Origin of the sequence: Flavivirga aquatica (genome assembly GCF_001747085.1) — a bacterium.
GTDB lineage: Bacteria > Bacteroidota > Bacteroidia > Flavobacteriales > Flavobacteriaceae > Algibacter_C > Algibacter_C aquatica.
Genome location: NZ_MDJD01000007.1, coordinates 410,870 through 430,361, shown reverse-complemented (window position 1 = coordinate 430,361; position 19,492 = coordinate 410,870). Strand labels below are relative to the sequence as shown.

General features: G+C 30.5%; 17 protein-coding genes. 13 read left to right on the top strand and 4 right to left on the bottom strand.

The window, feature by feature from the left end:
- The first annotated feature begins 12 nt into the window (after positions 1–12).
- Genes A8C32_RS02460 through A8C32_RS02450 form a run of 3 tightly spaced genes read left to right on the top strand, consistent with a single transcriptional unit; the run spans position 13 to position 3,994 of the window.
- Positions 13–495, top strand: coding sequence for a DUF4280 domain-containing protein (locus tag A8C32_RS02460; protein ID WP_069828862.1), 483 nt, complete (start codon positions 13–15; stop codon positions 493–495).
- Complete coding sequence (locus tag A8C32_RS02455) at positions 492–3,062, top strand: hypothetical protein (RefSeq protein WP_069828861.1); 2,571 nt, start codon at positions 492–494, stop codon at positions 3,060–3,062. Before A8C32_RS02460 ends, A8C32_RS02455 begins: the two co-directional genes overlap by 4 nt.
- Positions 3,059–3,994 (top strand): hypothetical protein, encoded by a 936-nt coding sequence (locus A8C32_RS02450; RefSeq protein WP_069828860.1) that lies wholly within the window; start codon positions 3,059–3,061, stop codon positions 3,992–3,994. The genes A8C32_RS02455 and A8C32_RS02450 overlap by 4 nt, the downstream gene beginning before the upstream one ends.
- Positions 3,995–4,581: 587 nt before the next feature.
- On the opposite strand, the gene A8C32_RS02440 is transcribed toward A8C32_RS02450, so the two are convergent.
- The 4 genes from A8C32_RS02440 to A8C32_RS02425 form a co-directional block, all read right to left on the bottom strand.
- Positions 4,582–5,031: a DUF3157 family protein gene (locus tag A8C32_RS02440; protein WP_069828858.1), complete on the bottom strand. Its 450-nt coding sequence runs from the start codon at positions 5,029–5,031 to the stop codon at positions 4,582–4,584.
- 80 nt (positions 5,032–5,111) lie between these two features.
- Positions 5,112–5,318, bottom strand: a complete 207-nt coding sequence (locus A8C32_RS02435) for a helix-turn-helix domain-containing protein (RefSeq protein ID WP_069828857.1) — start codon at positions 5,316–5,318, stop codon at positions 5,112–5,114.
- Positions 5,319–5,320: 2 nt separating this feature from the next.
- Positions 5,321–5,845, bottom strand: coding sequence for a DUF2975 domain-containing protein (locus A8C32_RS02430; RefSeq protein ID WP_069828856.1), 525 nt, complete (start codon positions 5,843–5,845; stop codon positions 5,321–5,323).
- Between the two features lie 2 nt (positions 5,846–5,847).
- On the bottom strand, positions 5,848–6,264 hold the full coding sequence (locus tag A8C32_RS02425; RefSeq protein ID WP_205635360.1) for a DUF2975 domain-containing protein: 417 nt from the start codon (positions 6,262–6,264) through the stop codon (positions 5,848–5,850).
- A gap of 249 nt (positions 6,265–6,513) precedes the next feature.
- Here A8C32_RS02425 and A8C32_RS02420 point away from each other — a divergent pair, with 249 nt between their 5' ends.
- The 10 genes from A8C32_RS02420 to A8C32_RS02375 all read left to right on the top strand — a co-directional run bounded on the left by A8C32_RS02420 (position 6,514) and on the right by A8C32_RS02375 (position 19,341).
- Positions 6,514–7,689, top strand: a complete 1,176-nt coding sequence (locus A8C32_RS02420; RefSeq protein ID WP_069828854.1) for an aminotransferase class I/II-fold pyridoxal phosphate-dependent enzyme — start codon at positions 6,514–6,516, stop codon at positions 7,687–7,689.
- A 164-nt stretch (positions 7,690–7,853) separates the two neighbouring features.
- The gene (locus tag A8C32_RS02415; protein WP_069828853.1) at positions 7,854–8,267 is read left to right on the top strand and encodes a putative signal transducing protein; all 414 of its coding nucleotides are present in this window, start codon (positions 7,854–7,856) and stop codon (positions 8,265–8,267) included.
- Between the two features lie 83 nt (positions 8,268–8,350).
- Complete coding sequence (bioD, locus tag A8C32_RS02410) at positions 8,351–8,968, top strand: dethiobiotin synthase (protein WP_069828852.1); 618 nt, start codon at positions 8,351–8,353, stop codon at positions 8,966–8,968.
- Entirely contained in the window at positions 8,965–10,521 is a 1,557-nt protein-coding gene (locus tag A8C32_RS20230; protein WP_069828851.1) for a YecA family protein, read from the top strand. The genes bioD and A8C32_RS20230 overlap by 4 nt, the downstream gene beginning before the upstream one ends.
- A 13-nt stretch (positions 10,522–10,534) precedes the next feature.
- Positions 10,535–11,800 carry an adenosylmethionine--8-amino-7-oxononanoate transaminase gene (gene bioA, locus A8C32_RS02400; protein WP_069828850.1) on the top strand — a complete coding sequence of 422 codons (1,266 nt, stop codon included), beginning with the start codon at positions 10,535–10,537 and terminating at the stop codon, positions 11,798–11,800.
- A 109-nt stretch (positions 11,801–11,909) separates the two neighbouring features.
- Positions 11,910–12,785, top strand: coding sequence for a galactose-binding domain-containing protein (locus A8C32_RS02395; protein ID WP_165605775.1), 876 nt, complete (start codon positions 11,910–11,912; stop codon positions 12,783–12,785).
- A gap of 284 nt (positions 12,786–13,069) precedes the next feature.
- Entirely contained in the window at positions 13,070–14,281 is a 1,212-nt protein-coding gene (locus A8C32_RS02390; protein ID WP_069828848.1) for a beta-ketoacyl synthase N-terminal-like domain-containing protein, read from the top strand.
- 85 nt (positions 14,282–14,366) lie between these two features.
- Positions 14,367–14,939 carry a hypothetical protein gene (locus A8C32_RS02385; protein ID WP_069828847.1) on the top strand — a complete coding sequence of 191 codons (573 nt, stop codon included), beginning with the start codon at positions 14,367–14,369 and terminating at the stop codon, positions 14,937–14,939.
- A gap of 7 nt (positions 14,940–14,946) precedes the next feature.
- On the top strand, positions 14,947–16,518 hold the full coding sequence (locus A8C32_RS02380; protein WP_205635359.1) for a flotillin family protein: 1,572 nt from the start codon (positions 14,947–14,949) through the stop codon (positions 16,516–16,518).
- Positions 16,519–17,157: 639 nt separating this feature from the next.
- On the top strand, positions 17,158–19,341 hold the full coding sequence (locus A8C32_RS02375; protein ID WP_069828846.1) for an Ig-like domain-containing protein: 2,184 nt from the start codon (positions 17,158–17,160) through the stop codon (positions 19,339–19,341).
- Positions 19,342–19,492 lie beyond the last annotated feature (151 nt).

Genomic DNA, 19,492 nt, shown 5'->3' with positions numbered 1-19,492 from the left:
AAAAATTAAACTATGGGAAAAGCAATAGTATGTCAAGAAGCAGAGTGCGAGTGCCAGAACGGTACCATGCCCGATAAAATAGTATCCATAAGCCAACATAAACAGTATGTAAACGATACAGAAGGCGAAAAAAAGATGATCGTTTCTACGTTAGATATTGGGCAGCCTTTTGAGAAAAAGACCTTTGGGCAATGCAAGTTGCAACCCACACTAGGTGGTTATAAACCTTGCCAACCCATGGTAACAGAATGGCAAGGTTTTTATGAGAAAGTAACCTTAGATAATGGTGGTAATCCCATACTAGAAAATAGTAAAGCTACTTGCGCTATAGCCGGAGCGCCCTGTGTAAGTATTACATTTCATGGGCAAACAGCAGAAGCAACCCAAGAGCATGAAGCAGCTGCCGATGAAGAAGTAATGGCGCAAATAAACCCATTAGCAAGCGATGATGCAGTAAAAGAAGACGTTAAACATGATTTAAACTCAGTAAAATGAAGCCAAGTGTTTTAAATTTAAAAGAAGGCGAAGTAAAAAAAGATAAAAGTTATGCCGATAAAGAAATTATAACAGATAGTCGTAAAGCAAGACGTGAAATATATAAAGGCTACTACGTTTATTTAATACCAAAAGATAAAGCAGTACGCTTTAAAATTTTAGCATTAAAGGCAGTAAACCCAAATAAAACTGAAAATAATGTATATTGGGTGGCGCAACCTTTAAATGTGTTTATGAGTCATAAATGGTTAAGGTTTAAAGAAGGAGGAGAAACAGTTATTCAAGAAAGAACTTTAGCGGAACATCTAACCTATTTAAACGAAAAATCAAAAGATTATAAAGATGTTAAATACTCAGAAAAAAGCACGCGTGGCGTAGGTAAAAGCTATATTAATGCATCCTACAATAGAGATATGGGTAAAGATGTTTTTGGAAGTATTAAATATACCACCAATACATTAGGTGCAGGCATATGGTTAGAAGGTATTAACTATTACCCAACCTGGAAATCTCAAGGCGCTTTTGTTATAGCTGTAGACGAACCACAGGTCATGTCTTTTTACGCTAAAAAAAGAATAAGCACTGTAGAAACCCAAGAGAGAAAACTAAAGTTTATTGAAAAAACAATAGAAACTTTAGAAGATGAACTCGAATATGGTAATATTGTAGATTTACACATAAAATTGCATAACGTACCATATTACGATATCGAATTAACCATAATCGTAGATGGTAAAGAGTTAAAAAAAGAAACCATACCACTAGCCCGTAACGCTAACCCAGCATTAGATTATAATGTAGAACAGCGCTACGAACTTTATATAAACCCAACCTGGATTGAAATTTTAAACCACGAAGAAGCATCTATAAAAGAAGGTAAGTTGCAAGTTGTTTTAGTACCTAACGTAACTATAATGCATGCGCCTTATACAAAAGAGCAAGTAAAAAAAATAAAAAAAGAAATTACCTTTAAAATAAACTATAAAGATATATGGGCTATAGACGACGATGAGCAAGAATGGATCCCACAAATAGCAGAAATAAAAGAAGCAACACTAGTTACTCAAGAGTTTGAAGAATGCGGGTTTACAGGCATAAAAATAAGTAGTAGCATTGGTGAGCCTTTTTATATTTTAAAAGAAAGTGAAGAAGGTGGCTGTTTAGAAGTTAATAATACAACCCCAATTTTAGAGTATGTAGCAGGTAGTAAAGCAACCCAAACAATAACGATAGATTTAGAAGATATAGAAACTGCAGAGTGCCAACAAAAAGCAGGTTTCGATAATACTCAAGATAATAGTAACTCGCATGTTAATAATACTTTCGTTACTACGCATTTTCCAACAGAAATAGTGAAAAGCGACTTATTCGGAGATATAAAACCAGTAAAAATTATAACCCATAACGAAAATAGTTTAAAATTAGAATTTGCTTTTCCTTATCAGGCAAATAATAAATTAGGCATATTTACCAATTATTTATTTGGAGGGAAATATATAGAATTCCCTCTAATTATAAAGAGCTGCCGTTATATACGTATGCCTTTAATAAAATTGTATGCTGATATCGAATGGTTCTTGAAACTTAAAGTCGCTTCTACACAACCAGAAACATATTCGCATACTAATATGCCCAATAACGGAAAAGGCGGGCGTTTTGAACAGCATCAAAAAAAAGCTACTGCTGCGGGGCTAAATAAAAAATGGCTAAATAAGGAAGTAAGTTTTGAATTGGCTTTAAATGCTAAATATAATGGAAATATTCAAACACCAATTATTAGTGCTTCTTATGAGAACAAAATAAGGTCTATTTTAACTGCCTTAGTAAAAATAAAAGAGACTATAGATACTGTATGTCATGTTGATAAGGTTAAAGCAAAGGGGATGGCAGATAAATTAGCAGGTAAATTAAAGAAGCTACCTATTATAATTATAATAGATTACCCAACTATAGAGATAGAAGGTTCTTGGAAGTATGAACAACAAACAAACGGCGTAGTTGTTAGAACAGGAAGTATATCTTTAGGCTTTAGTCCTTTAATTAAAGGAACAGGTAAAATAGATCTCATTGCTTGTATGAGTTATATACCTCTTATAGGTCCAATAATAAAAGCTGCAGATTTGGCTATTGCAGTTGCAGGAGGAGATGTTTGGTTTAACCTTTATGCATTTGGTTCTATAGGTTTTAAAGGGGATATTTATTTTAATCAAGATAAGTCATTTGACTTACAGAGTGATACGGTACTTGGTGTTGGTGCAGAACTTGGTGTGAAAGTGGAGGTAAGTACTAAAAAATTAAGTTTTGTAGCGGAAAAAACGAAGTCTTCTATTGGAGCAGAACTTTCAGCGAAAGGAGAAACCTCATTTACTTTTACAGGTAAAACGGGGATAGATAATAAAGGGACTTTTATGCAGACTGCCATTGAGTTTAACGGTATGATGGTTTCTGTAACAGGAAAGGCATGGGGTTATGGTCTAAAAGCTGGAGTTGATGATGAACTTTATCCTTTAATAAAAAAACCTAAAGAACCTATTTTAAAAAAAACGATGTATATACTAGAAAAATGAAAAAAATAATAATTTGTGTAATAATGGCAATTATATTTAATAGTTGCACTAGCCAAACAAAAGAACAACAAATGGAAGAAATTATTAATAAAACATTATTATCAATTGAGGAGTACTCTTATAATCCTGTTTATTCAATTCAAGTGAATAAAAGTGGCTGTAAATTGATTATAGAAATAGAGAATAGTATAGATTATCGTTTTACAGAAAATAATGGAGAATCTATGATGATGCCTCTTAATCCAATGTTGATAAAGAAAGGAAAACAAAAGGCTATAATTAAAGTATTTCCAAAAGAAGGGGATAGTCTGTTAACCAAATATGCGTATATAAACCTTACTTTTTATTATGCTCCGGATAAAGATAGTAGCTTAAAGGAGTATCTAAAAATAGTGACATATCAATTACCAGAAGATTTAGCAAGTAAAAAAATACCTTATTATGAATCTATGATAGAGTTTGATGTAGACATACCTTATGCTTATAGTAAAGACTTAAATAAAGCTAAGAATCTATATGAAGTTCAAAATATAGAAGAAAAAATTATTAGAAAATACAATGAATTAAGAATAATTTGTAAAAATTTAGACAAACTTTCTTATTTAAGAGAACAATCGCATATGATATCTCGAGTTTCAAATACTATGTATATAGAAAAAAATATAAAGAATGTAACTCAAAAATATAAAGAAAATGAATTTGGAGTTGTAAATTCTATTGTGAAAAAACGAGAATTGTTGCCTGTAGAAAATTATGATGTACAATATTATGCTGAAGGTAAAATAGTAGCTTTATGGCAAAAAAATCTAAATCCTTTGTTGTATTTAAAAGGAGAAATAACTAATAATGAGGGAGTAGTAAGAGTATTTGAAGGGGGAGATCCTATTTTTTTATATTGGCCAGAGGATAGTGACGAGCTAAAAGTGTGGTAGATAAAAATAAAGAACAATAGTCTGTTTTTGTGTGTTTCTCTTGAAAACTAAGATATAGGGTATTGATTATGTAGGTTACTTTAATAACTTTATGGAGAAAGAAATTTTTTAGATTTTTCTGATAAAAGATGTGATAATCAGGGGCTTTTTTGGGAATTTGCAATAGTTTCTATGGTTTGTCTTTGTGTGTTAATAAAATATATAGATATCGAAGATGAATTTTTTGTTTTGTAGGTTAAACATTATCCATTATTCACATAAAAAATGGAGTTTTATCAGAACCAATAAGACTGAAATTAAAGGAATAATAAAAGAAAAAACAGATACGATTTTTAATATTGATGTCTTAATAAAAGTAATCAAAAAATATGATACTAAAGGTAATTGGATAGAAAAAATGAAAACAATCAAAAGAGCCTACAGTGATGTGAAAAAGGTAATAACAACTAGGAAAATAAAATATGCTAGCTAGTAATATTCAATTTAACTAAAAAACAATCCTCGAGGCTTGCCTCGGGGAATTAAGCTCAAAAGGTTAGCTATTTTTAATACCAGATTAAATACGTTATTAAGCAGCTGTTAATACCTTAAAAAAACTTCCCCTTTTTTAAAATGGAGTTACCCATACGTTTGTAAGCTACTTTGGTACCATTAGCACAAAAATGATAGACTCCCTTTTCCTTTTGTTCAGAAAAAGATAATAATAAAATAGCATCTACCGTACAATTATAGTCTTTTGCAACCTTCTTTTTTATATGATTAATACTTGCTCGACCTCTTTTTAATTGAGATTGGATTTTTTTATTCAGTTTAGGCTCGGTAAAATTTTGAGCAACATTACAAGTTGTGCTTTTTAAAGGTTTAACTTGTTTTGCTACATTGCTACCAGTTTCAGGTTTTTCTAAATCAATATACTCCCAGGTAAAATCTGCTTTAAGTAAAACACGTTTGCCATCTTCAGTTTTTACGATATAATTATTTTGAGCAAAACCAACAGATGCTATAAAAAGGAATAAAGTGAAAATGAGTGTTTTCATAATAAAGAAAGACTAGAGTTTATATAAAATCAAAAATACACCTTTTATATCATTTTATAATTAAACAGAATTATTAAGTGTTAATCTTCAACATACTCTAAGATATCAGCAGGTTGGCAATCCAAAGCTTTACAAATAGCCTCTAAAGTTGAAAACCTAACCGCTTTAGCTTTACCAGATTTTAATATCGATAAGTTAGCGGTAGTAATACCAATAGTTTCAGCCAAATCCTTACTTTTTATCTTTCGCTTAGCAAGTATGATATCTAAATTTACAATTATGGGCATCGTTATATGGTTAAGTCGTTTTCTTCTTTAGTTTCCTTAGCACGTTTAAATATTTCAGCTAAAATATAAAATCCTAAACCTGCTGGAATTAAAAAAGTAAACTCAGCTTTGAGTTCGTTAAAAAAGTTGAAAGTAGATCCGTTAATTCCTGCTAAAAGAAACCTTAAAATTAAAACACTAATAGTGTACCAAATAAAAATATATCCAATCTTTTTAAAACCTTTAATAATTTTGTCACTAAAGTAGTTTCTGTTTTCAATTTCCTTAAGGATTGATAAAAAATAAGAAAACCCATAAATAAGGTAGCCTCTCCAGAAAAACAAACCAGCACTTATAGCATAATAACTCCACTTAATAGCATTTTTCGACGTTAACCAAGATTCATTTTTATTTGCTGTTTTAGCCCAATTTTGAAATTCTGTAAATTGATTAAAATCAAATTCACGAATATCATTAAGTAATACCGAAATAGAGGATAATAAAATGATCCAAGTAATAATGGTTAAAATTTTTGTATTGTCTTTCATCGTTATATGGTTAAGTCATTTTCTTCTTGTACATGTTTTCCTTTTTTTAAAATATCTAAGTAGAGGTATATTAAAAAAGCAACTACTAAATGCGCGAATACAATAAAATAATCATCTTGAGGACTAAAAGTATCTCCTCGTAAAAGAAATGATACTGTAAAGATTATAATATAAATTATAGGAATAAGATTTAGTTTCAAGAAAAAACGTAACCGTTTTAACGATTTAGTTTCAAACATGTTTTTTTTAATAAACACCTTAAAAAAGTTTTTAAGTGCATAAAAATAAATAGTATAATATAACATGGCAGACCACATAATAATGATAGAATAACTAAAAGGAACATTTATACGTAGCTCTAATAAAGGCACATTGACTTTCGAGTGGCTTTCTAAAACTTCAACAAACGGAATTTGCATGTCAAATTTATATGCAAAATAAGATAGTATTGAAAATACCATTATAAAAAGACATACAGTTGAAAAGCAATAAAAGAATATTTTTGATAATATATACGCTAATTTCTTCATGATTAATTATTGTTTAACGATAACAAATATATAAAAATTATTGATAAACAATAATTTTTTATAAAAAAAGATGATTTTTAACTTATACCTATAATTATTGCTATGAGTAACATATGCATTAATTATATTTGTTTTTAAATGAAAAGCCTTCCAAAAATACTACAACAAAAATTAGAAGAACGTAAAGCAAATAATGCCTTACGGAAACTTGGTGTACAACATAATTTAATAGATTTTTCTTCAAACGATTATTTAGGGTTTTCTAAAAACGAAGTTGTTTTTAATAAAGCACATGAGTTTTTAATAGAAAATAATATGCCTCAAAATGGAGCAACAGGCTCTAGGTTATTATCAGGAAATCATAAGTTATACAATAGTGTAGAAACAGTATTGTGTAATTTTCATAAAAGTGAATCGGCATTAGTTTTTAACTCAGGTTACGATGCCAATGTTGGCTTTTTCTCTTCAGTTCCGCAACGAGGCGATATTATTTTATACGACGAATACATTCATGCCTCCATTAGAGATGGCATTTCAATGAGTCATGCAAAAGGATATAAGTTTAAACATAATAATCTAGAAGCATTAGAACATTTAATATTACGTCATTCTAATCACGTTTCAGAAACACATAAAAATATTTATATTATCACAGAATCTGTATTTTCTATGGATGGCGATTCCCCAGACCTAGTAAAATTTTCAGAAATAAGTAAAAAATATAATAGCCTTTTAATTGTAGACGAAGCTCATGCTATAGGTGTTTTGGGTAAACAAGGCGCAGGACTTATTGCAGATCTAGGTTTAGAAAAAGATGTTTTCGCACGAATTATAACATTTGGTAAAGCCATGGGCTGTCACGGAGCAGCCATATTAAGTAACGAAAGTTTAAAGCAATACTTAGTGAATTTTTCGCGTAGTTTTATTTATACCACTGCATTGCCTCCGCATAGCCTTGCTACAATATATGTAGTATACAATGAATTACTTATTATAAGTAATGTAGCGGAATTTAATAATTCTATTCAAGAATTGCATAAAAACATTCAGTTTTTTAAAGCAGAAATTATTAAAAACAAGTTAGAATCTATTTTTATAGAAAGTCATTCTGCCATTCATTGTTGTGTTATTTCAGGAAACGATAAAGTAAAAGTAATCGCAAAAAGGCTTCAAGAAAAAAGATTCGATGTTAAACCTATTTTATCACCCACAGTACCAAAAGGACAGGAGCGATTAAGATTTTGTTTACATGCTTTTAATACTGAAAAAGAAATATCGGAAGTTTTAAAAGGACTCGCTACTTTTGTAGTGTAGAAATAAAATCCATTATCCCTAAACTCGCTTGCGCTGAGTTTATTGTAATAATACAAATATTGTAAAACTGAATTCGTGAAGTTTATGTCAGAAAATTTTCGAAGTTAAAAACGAAACCCTTAAGTATATAGTTTTAACTAGATATTAAATCAATAAAGAATATAATGAGCGATACCTTTAAAACCATAGCTAGATTTCAATATTCCACAGAAGCCCAAATTATAAAAGGACGTTTGGAAGCTGAGGGAATAAAAGTATTTCTATCAGACAATCTAACCATAGATACAGATCCATTAGTAAGTAATGCTATAGGTGGGGTAAAGCTAAAAGTATTATCGCGTCAAGCCCTAGAAGCACAGTATATATTAGAATCTATAAAAAAGTATTCTATAGACGATGAAGGGAATAATATAAAATGCCCAAACTGCGCCAGCGATAAAGTAGAACTCTATTCAACAATAAAAAATGCAAAATCATTTTTCGCGTTTATTTTTACCTTTTTAGTTTCGGCACTTCCATTTTATACCAGATATAAATACAAATGCGAAGATTGTAAAACAGAATTTAAATTGAAATGATGCTTTATTCCGTTGATACACTAATCATATAAGTAACAGAATAAATATATTTGTCAATTCGTGGCACCTTATTAATACATTTAATGAAAAACAAAATATATTTCGTTACAGGCATTTCAACCGATGTTGGCAAGACCATAGCATCGGCAATTCTAACAGAAGCCTTAAAAGCCGATTATTGGAAACCCGTACAAGCAGGAGAATTAGAGTATTGCGATACTAAAAAAGTTGAAGGTTTGGTATCCAATTCTAAGTCAAAGTTTCACCCCAATAGTTATGCGTTAAATACACCTATGAGTCCGCATGCAGCAGCAGACATCGATGGTGTTTCAATAGATCTTAAAACAATTATAACTCCAAAAACAGTAAATAACTTAGTCATAGAAGGAGCAGGAGGGTTATTAGTGCCATTAAACAATACACAAACTATTTTAGATATTATGCAGCCCCATTATAAGGTTATTGTAATATCTCGTCATTATTTAGGCAGTATAAACCATACCCTTTTAACAGTAAATCTTTTAAAAGCAAAAGGTTTCGATGTATCTATTATTTTTAGTGGAAACGAACACAAAACAACAGAAAATATTATTACAGAAATGACGCAAGTACCAGTTATTGGACGTATAAACGAAGAACCTTATTTTGATAAGAATGTAGTAAAAGAATATGCCGAATTATTTAAAAACAAGTTAAAATGAAACCATTAAAAATTGAAGCTATTAAAGTTTCTTATGATTCATCGTTATTAGATAAGCAAAATCACATAACACCATATGTATCTCAGCTCATAGAAAAATTATACTATGATATACCAAAAGGAAAAGAAAGTACATTAAAAAAACTGATAAAATATACCAATCAATTTCCTAAAGTGCCTATTTTTAAAAACTACCTAATGACTTATTATTCCTTAAAAGATAATACAAAAAAGGCAGACGAAGTTAATAAGTGGATAATTAAAGAACATCCAGAATATCTATACGCTAAAATAAATTATGCTAATAATTTGTTGAATGAAAATGATATTGATAAGATGTTAGGTTTAATAGGCGAATCTCTACTGTTACATGAATTATACCCAGAAAGAGACGCATTTTTAGTCGATGAGATTATATCATATTATGTACTTACCATCCGTTACCTGTACCTAATAAATGACGAGAAAGAAGCCAATAGTAGATTAGATATTTTAAAAAATATTGATGAAGATCATCATAAATTAGAGCAAGCCGAATATTTTAAACAAGACTATTTTTTTAGAAAATTAACTTTAACTCATCAAGAAGAAAATAGCATTACAGTGCAAGTTAAAGATAGGAGACAACATTTACAAACCACCACACCTCCAGATTTTTACTATCCAAAACAAATTAATTACCTATATACAAATTCACTAGAAAGTATTTCAAAAAATCAGTTAGACGAATTATTAAATTTAGATCACACAAAATTAGTCGACGATTTAATAAAAACGCTTTATGACTCCATACATAGACATGATTATTTCACAATGAATTTTGAAAGTAATAATCAGGACTATTTTCCAATACATGCTACCAACATTTTATTATTTCTAAAAAACGATAAAGCTATAGATGCTATTCTGGAAATCTTAAGACAAGATGACTATTATATTGACTTTTGGTTTGGAGATACACTTTCAGATAGTGTTTTTCATTTATTATATTACATTGGGAAAAATAATAAAGACAAATTAATTGCCTTTATAAAAGAAGAGCATATTAGCAGCTATAATAAATCTATTGTAGCCGAAGCTTTTATGAAAATATCTGTTTTTGATGATACATTGAGTAGAAAAGAGATTTTAAATAGCTTAGATGATATTTTAAATTTCCTAATAGAAAATAAAAATAATACCGGTATATTCGATACTGATTTAAATGCTTTTTTTATTGGAAACTTAATAGATTATAATGCCGTAGAGCTCCTGTCTAAAATAAAGTCAATGTTTGATATGGAAATTGTAAACACAAGTATTTGTGGAGATTATAGTGATTTTGAAACAGAAATGAGTCATGATAATCATGAAATTAATCCAATTGATGATTGTGATACGATAGAAAAAATTTACGATTTGTTTACGTATAATCATAATGATTTTAATGATGATTTATTAGAAGACTATTATAAAACTACAGAACCTGTAATTACAGAAGCAAAAATTGGTAGAAATGATCCCTGCCATTGCGGGAGTGGTAAAAAATATAAAAAATGTTGTTTAAATGCATAATTAGACTGTAAATATGAATCTACAAGAACGCGATAAAAAACACATTTGGCATCCACTTACACAACATAAACTACATCCAGAAACATTAGCTATAACCAAAGCAAAAGGCTGTGTATTAACAGACGAAAACGGTAACGAATACATAGACGCCATCGCATCTTGGTACACCTGCATGTACGGCCATTGCAATACCTATATAACAAGTAAAGTAACAGCACAAATGCAACAGTTAGACCAAGTTGTGTTTAGTGGATTCACACATGAGCCAGCAATAAAATTATCAGAAGCGCTCATTAAAATTCTTCCAGAAAACCAAAACAAAATTTTCTTTAGCGATAACGGTTCTAGTAGTACAGAAATAGGCATTAAAATGGCATTGCAATACCATTTTAATACAGGCGAAAAACGAAATACACTCATTGCTTTCGAAGACGGTTTTCATGGAGACACCTTTGGAGCCATGAGCGTTTCTGGACTATCTGTTTATAACGGGCCGTTTGAAGATTTCTTTCTAGACGTAAAACGAATTCCAGTGCCAAATGGCGAAAATCATCAAGATATTTTAACACTATTAAAAGATATTGTAAACACAAACAAAGTAGCAGGTTTTATATACGAACCCCTAGTGCAAGGAGCAGCAGCAATGAAAATGCATGATGCCAGCGGTTTAAATGCGATTTTAAAATTCTGTAAAGCTCACAATATTATTACCGTAGCAGACGAGGTTATGACGGGGTTTGGTAAAACAGGAAAATACTTTGCCTCACTACACCTAGAAACCAAACCAGACGTTATCTGTCTAAGTAAAGCACTAACAGGAGGTTTGTTACCAATGGCATTAACAACCTGTACACAAGAAATATATAATGCTTTTTATAGCGACGATCTTAGCAAAGGACTCTTTCATGGGCATACCTATTCTGGAAATCCCTTAGCATGTACAGCAGCTTTGGCAAGTATCGAATTATTACAAACCCAAGAAATTCAGGATAACATAAAAACCATTATTGCTTCACATAAAACATTTGGTAATACCATAAAAAAGCACCCTAAAGTAAAAGCGATAAGGCAAACAGGAATTATTTTTGCACTCGATTTAGATGTTAAAATGGAACGTTACGGAAACCTGCGTGATAAACTCTTTAAACACTTTATGGAAAACGGAGTATTTTTACGTCCCCTAGGAAACACCATATACATACAAGCACCGTATGTTATAACCAAAGCACAATTACAGAAAGTATATCAAGTAATTAAGGAGGTTTTAGATGTTATTTAGGGCGTTTTTTTGATGTTTGCTTAATGAAAATTTATCAAAAAGATAGTAAATTATTTTATACTTTTACTTCATTAAATAATTCACTATGATTTTAAAAAAAATAATTAGCATGTTTTTAATCTGCACAGGTCTATTATCTGCGCAAAATACGAATATAGCTCTTGGAAAGCCTACATTAGCTGACTCTGTTTTAGATTCTAATACTAGTTCTAAAGCTGTTGATGGGGATAATCAAAATGTTCATAATAGATGGGTATCTGCTAATACTTCTTGGCCGCATTGGATTGAGGTTGATTTGCAAGAAGACTTCGAAATAGAACAATTAAAATTTTGGACTGGGTCTGGAGGTTATAATAGAGCTGTTAGATATGAATTTCAGATATGGAACGGTTCTACTTGGGTTACCATAGTTGATGGTAACTCAAATAGTTTAGCAATTGTTGATAAAAGTTTTTCTAAAGTTACAACGTCAAAAGTAAGGCTATATGGAATAGGGGAATCAATAGGAGGAGGAGCCGGAAATTATTTTAGACTCTATGAATTAGAAGTCTATGGTATTCCAAAAAATACTGGAAATGGTAGTGAATCTAGTTCTTTGTGGACAGCAATCGGAAATGATATTAATTATATTGATGGTAATGTTGGTATTGGTACTGAAACCCCAGATGCAGAATTAACAGTAAAAGGAAAAATACATACAAAAGAAGTAAAAGTGGATTTAGAAGGAGCAGTGGCTCCTGACTACGTTTTTTACGATGACTATAAATTAAGAACATTAAAAGAAGTTCAACATTATATCGATAAATATGGGCATTTGCCTAATATTCCTTCTGCAAAACAAATGCAACAAGAAGGGATTAGATTAAAGGAAATGAATTTAAAATTACTTGAAAAGATAGAAGAACTCACCTTATATATATTAACCCAAAATAAAAAGCAAATGCAACTTGAAAAACGAATAGAACAATTAGAAAGTCAAAACTAAGTTTTTGTTTTTAATTCGTATATATAGTTATATTTAACATGATAACTAACTAAGTGCTTCGTATATAATTACGAAGTATTTAGTTTAATTAATCTGTACAAATAATCAAAATTTAAATGTATAGTTTTCCTCTCATATTTTAATCTTCTAAAAAAATAAGTCTAGAATACTTTTTACTTTCCTAAGCGTGTAGTAGCCGTTTTTTTAAATTTATTAAATAAATTTACTTTTAAGCTAATAAATTATATATCAATATCACTTACTTTTGCCAAAACAAAATACCGTTGCAAAAACCAACCTCAATAACAGCCATTGCATCCATTTCACCATTAGGAAAATCACTAAGTGAAATATGGGAAAACTATCAAAATGATGCACATTGTTTTAGTGAAAAACCACTTAAAAATAACAGCGCCTTAGTAGCAGAAATTCCAGCAGATGCCAAAAAAGAGATTGAAACCCTTAAGCAATCCGATAATAAATACAAGTCGTTAGACGATACAGTTCTATATGCAATTTATACTTCAAGGCAAGCAGTAAAAGATGCCAATTGGAAAGAAACTGATAATTTTGGTATTAACATAGGTTCCTCGAGAGGAGCCACACATCTTTTTGAGAATTATCATGAAGATTTTCTAAAAAACGATAAAACACAAACATTAAGTTCGCCAACAACAACATTAGGTAACATATCATCATGGGTTGCACACGATTTGCAAACCGAAGGCCCAGAAATTAGCCATTCCATAACCTGTTCTACAGCATTACATGCCGTATTAAATGGTATAGCTTGGATAAACTCTGGCATGTGTAATAAATTTTTAGTAGGTGGTAGCGAAGCACCACTAACACCATTTACAATAGCACAAATGCAAGCTCTAAAAGTCTATGCTAAAACAAAACCGGGCAAAGATGTAGAAGCCGAAAGTCAAATAGAGACCATGCAAATGGCAAACAAAAGCTATTATCCATGTCGTGCTTTAGATCTTTCAAAAAAACTAAACACTATGATTTTAGGAGAAGGAGCTTCTATGATTTGTTTAGAAAAAGGCGAACAAGAAAACGCTTTAGCCATTATAAAAGGTATTGGTTATGCAACCGAAGTTTTAGAACATAATATATCTATTTCCAGTGATGCAGTTTGTTTTCAAAAATCAATGCAAATGGCAGTAGGCAATTTAAACCCTAACGATATTGATGTCGTAGTTATGCATGCGCCAGGAACTATAAAAGGAGATATTTCAGAATTTAAAGCCATTGAAAAAATATTTTGTAACAAACTCCCAGCTTTAACTACTAATAAGTGGAAGTTAGGACATACCTTTGGTACTTCGGGAGCTCTTAGTATTGAATTTGCTATTTTAATGTTACAACATCAAAAATTTGTAGGTGTTCCTTATTTAGAAAATGAAAATACACCAAAAAGAATAAAAAATATTTTGGTAAATGCCGTTGGCTTTGGTGGAAATGCAGTTTCTATTTTGCTTTCAAAATAATGCCCTAAATAGGTCTTAGTAATAATTGTAAGATTATATAAAAGGGCATACATTTAAATCGTTAATTTCTTAATTCTTAAAATTTATGACAGAATGGTTTTCTAGCTTAGAGCTATTTCCAAAAATATATTGGAGTATAGCTCTATTAGGCTCTTTAATTTTTATTGTTACCATGATTCTAACGCTTGTAGGTGGTGATACAGATGAATTGGATACAGATACCGAAATAGATTCAGATACTGGTATTGGTTTTCAATTTATAACCTTTAAAAACCTTGTAGGCTTCTTTACCATATTTGGCTGGAGTGGTGTTGGTTGTATCGATGCAGGTTTCTCACAAATAGTAACCATAATTATTTCAATGATTTGTGGACTAGTTATGATGATTATAATGGCAGGCATGTTTTTTTATATGAGAAAACTTAACCATAGCGGTACCTTAAATTTTAAAAATGCTATAGGAGGCGTTGGTGAAGTTTACCTTACCATTGGAGCTAATCGATCGTCTATAGGTAAAGCACATATAAGAATTCAAGGTGCGCTAAGAGAATTAGAAGCTCTTACAGACTCAAAAACAGATTTAAAGTCAGGATCTGTTGTCAAAGTAAAAAATGTTACCCAAAACGGAATATTAATTGTAGAACAACTTAACCAATAATTTATTTATGCTATTATCAATTACACTACAAGCCTTTAATTTTGGCTTCCCAATGGCCGCTATCGCAGCAGTTTTATTCATCTTTTTATTTTTTATAATCCTAGTTAAACGCTATAAACGTTGTCCCTCAGATAGGATATTGGTTGTTTATGGTAAAGTAGGAGGAGGCGAATCTGCCAAATGTATTCATGGTGGAGCAGCCTTTATATTACCTGTTATTCAAGATTATGAGTTTCTAGATTTAACGCCCATTTCCATAGAAGTAAATTTAATAAACGCGTTATCTAAACAAAACATTCGTGTTAATGTGCCTTCTCGTTTTACTATTGGAGTTTCAACAGAACCTGGTATTATGCAAAATGCAGCAGAACGTTTATTAGGTTTAGGACAGAATCAAATTCAAGAATTAGCGCAAGAAATCATTTTTGGACAATTACGTTTAGTAGTAGCCTCAATGGATATTGAAGAAATTAACTCCGATAGAGATAAATTTTTAACAAATATTTCTAAAAGTGTAGAGTCCGAACTTAAAAAAGTAGGTCTAAAACTTATCAACGTAAATATTACAGATATTGTTGACGAATCTGGATATATTGAAGCCTTAGGTAAAGAAGCAGCTGCACATGCAATAAATGCAGCACGTAAATCTGTAGCAGAAAAGACTAGAGATGGATCTATTGGTGAGGCTAACGCAGTACAAGATGAGAGAACTCAAGTAGCCGAATTACATGCAAAAGCAAAAATAGGAGAAGCTAATGCTATGCAAAATGAAAGAACTCAAATTGCAGCTGCAAATTCTCAAGCAAAAATTGGTGAAGCAGAAGCTTTAAAAAGCGAAAGAATAAAAACCTCTGAAGCTAATGCAAGTGCCATAAACGGAGAAAATACAGCAAAAATATCTATTGCAGAATCGGATGCATTAAGAAGAGAAAAAGAAGCCGAAGCAGAAAAACGAGCAATCACATCAGAAAAAGTACAAGCAGCAAAAGCCTTAGAAGAAGCTTATGCAGCAGAAAAATTAGCTGAAACTGCTAGAGCAGAAAGAGAACGTTCATCTCAAATGGCAGACGTTATTGTGCCTGCAGAAATTGATAAAAAGAAAGTAGAAATTGATGCAGAAGCAGAAGCAGAAAACATTAGAAGAATAGCAAAAGGACAAGCAGATGCTATTTTCTTAAAAGCAGAAGCAGAAGCAAAAGGACAATATGAAGTATTAACAAAACAAGCTGCTGGTTTAGATCAAATAGTAAAAGCCGCAGGAAATGATACTAAAGATGCTGTGTTATTATTAATTGCAGATAAATTACCAGAATTGGTAAAAACACAAGCCGAAGCTATTAAAAATATTAAGATTGATAAAGTTACGGTTTGGGAAAATGGTGGAAATGGTGAAGATGGAAAATCTTCAACAGCCAATTTCTTATCAGGGATGTATAAATCTGTACCACCATTACAAGACATGTTTAATATGGCTGGTATGCAGTTGCCAGAGTATTTAAAAGGGAAAGATGTTGTAGAAGCTAAGGAAGTTGAAGCTTCTGAAGTAAAAGAAATTGATGATTCTCAAGATAAAGAATAAAAATTAAAATAGAATTAATTAAAAGATAGCTATCAATTATTAAGATGGCTATTTTTTTTTGATCTAAATACTAATACTATTTAGTAAGCTAGGTAAGAGTTAACTATGAAAATAGTTTTGTAGTTAATCACAATTATAAAATAACTATTAAATGAATCATTACTTATTTTTTAGGCCTTTTTGAAGCACTAACCAATAACATTTTTAATTTAATATTATTTGGAATTAGTGTTTTTCTAGTGCTTAAAGAGGGTTCCGAAATAGATTTAGCATCTAAAACATTAGGTGTTAATATAGGAAAATGGAAAGATTTGCCAAACATAGAATATGTCTCGGTTTTAAAACTCCAGAAAACAAAATAAAAATAATGTAATTCTGTAATTACATATTAAGAAATTTGTTAAGCATTAATAACCAACTATTTTATACTTAAAATTCCGTGATGAAGTGTAATAACTTCAGAATACATTGTGATATATCAATTGTGTTGTTTCTTTCATAAATATCAATATAACAAATTCTGTTTGTAAAATAACAAAATAGCTTTTTGTAGTAATACATAAAATCCAATAAGTCTAATCTTTCGTATATTGTATATAATGCCTTTCAAATTTATTAAAACAATATCTACAAAAAATCATGAAAATTATTAAATCATTACTACTAAGTGCAACATTCGTTGGACTGCTTATGTGCGGCAATAAAACAATTGCTCAAACCAGAATAGGTGACACAGGTGTAACTTTCGACAATTCGAAAAACGATGCGAACTACCCTTTTATGAAGGAATGGCAAAAAGCCGGTGTTAAAAATGGGATTCCTTCCAGAAATTCATTAGTTGTAAAAAAAGAAATAAAACCCACTGATTCCGATGGAATACAAGAGGCTATTGATTCCCTTGATACAGGAGGAAAAACTAGTGTAATTTTATTAAAAGAGGGAGAATATAATATAGATAAGCCTATTACTATTAAAAGTAATGTGGTGCTAAGAGGAGAAAATCAAGAAGCTGTAAAATTAAATGTTACTATTCGTTCTAATGGAAGTAACGATAAAAAAACTTTTATTTTTAAAGAATCTAAAAATTCTGGTATTGAGGATTTAAGTATGGAATATATTCCGAAAAAAGATGTAACTATTTATGATGATAAAAATGTAAATAGAAACAAGTATTGTGGAGATAAATGTTTTGGAAATAATCCAGAAGGTCTTAAAGATATGTATGTTACATTTGTTAGAATTGATTCTAAGAGTAAGAACTGCTGGGTAGATAACTGTGTTTTTAAAAATTCAGGATCAGATCCTATTGAAATTATGGGAAACAATAATACTTTTAGAGGTAATTTTGTTGATGCATGTTTCAATAAAGGAGGAGGAGGAAACGGCTATTATGATATTCGTGGAGACTATAATTTAATTGCTTACGAACGCGTAAGAAGAATTCGTCATTTTACTATTCAATTAGGTGCTAAATACAATGTTGTAATTAACTGTGATTTAGAAGTTGATGTTAACTTTCATAATGATGATGATGGCTTTAATTTAGTTGAAAAAAATAAAATTAAAAGCGAGCAGTGGCGTTCATGGGGAGCTTTTGCTTCTGGTGGATCAAGGTTTGGACATAGAAAACCTGGAGAAAATAATATTATTTTTAATAACGATGTTAGCGGAAAAAATAACTCAAGTCAATTTGGAGGTAGTGATAAAGTATTTGTTTTTGATCAATATAGTAAACCTAGAGTTTTAAGAAATTCTGCACCAACTGGAGGAACATTTTATCCTGCTATTTTAAATGGAGGTGGTAGTAATATTTCTGTTTCTAGTGTAAGTTTATCTCATGCAGCCATTTCTTTAAATGTTGATGAAACAAGAAAATTAAATGAAACTGTATTACCAAACAATGCCACAAATAAATCTGTGACATGGTCTTCAAGTGATACATCTATTGCAACAGTGAATTCTTCAGGAAGTGTTACTGCTGTTTCTAGTGGTGTTGCCATAATTACAGTAACATCCAATGATGGTAACAAAACAGCTTCTAGTACTATAACGGTAGTAGACGGAACAGGTTCTCAATTTATCACTCTTACTCCTATTCATGATGCGTATTTACAAGGTTCAGATGAAACTAGATTTAATAATGAGATTATTAGAGTAGAGAATGGAAAACGTGTAGGTTATTTTCAATTTGATTTAAGGAGCATTAGTGGAAGTATTACTAACGCAAAACTAAAATTAACCTGTATTAATGATAGCGGAAGTGGTGAGGTAAACGTCGAATTAGGAAATAATAATGATTGGACAGAAAGTAACTTATCGAATAAAAATAAGCCTTTATCTTCAACACTTTTAGGTAGTTTAGATTCTGATTATAGTTTAGGAACAACTTACACGTGGGATTTAGATAATAATAAAATACCAACTAATGGAATAGTTAGTATTATTGTTTCTCATGTTGAGGGGAATGATATGGCTTTTGCTTCTAAAGAAAATAGTACAAATGTACCTCAATTAGAGATTAGTTACTTGCCAACAAGCTCAGCTAGAACAACGTTGAAAAAAGACATTTCTAAAAATGATAATAATGTGTTAGCATATCCTAACCCTTTTAATAATGAACTTTCTGTTTTATTGGGAAATAATGACATTCATTCCATAAAAGTCACTAATATTGAAGGACGTATTATATACGAAAAACAGCAGATAAGTCCAAATGAAAATAAGATAGACTTACTACTTAAAAATAGAGAAAACGGTATGTATATAATAATTTTAGAAGGAAAAGAGTATACTAAAACATTAAAAGTAATTAAGAAAAACTAAATAGCAGTTCCTTCTTGAATAGAAAGGCATAAGAAAATTTATTATGGCAAACTCTTTGTAAAAAGGATATTAACTACGTAAATTCTCAGAAAAATCAGGATTGAATTCAATCCTGATTTTTTTATTTGGGTTATTAAGAATGATTTTAAAA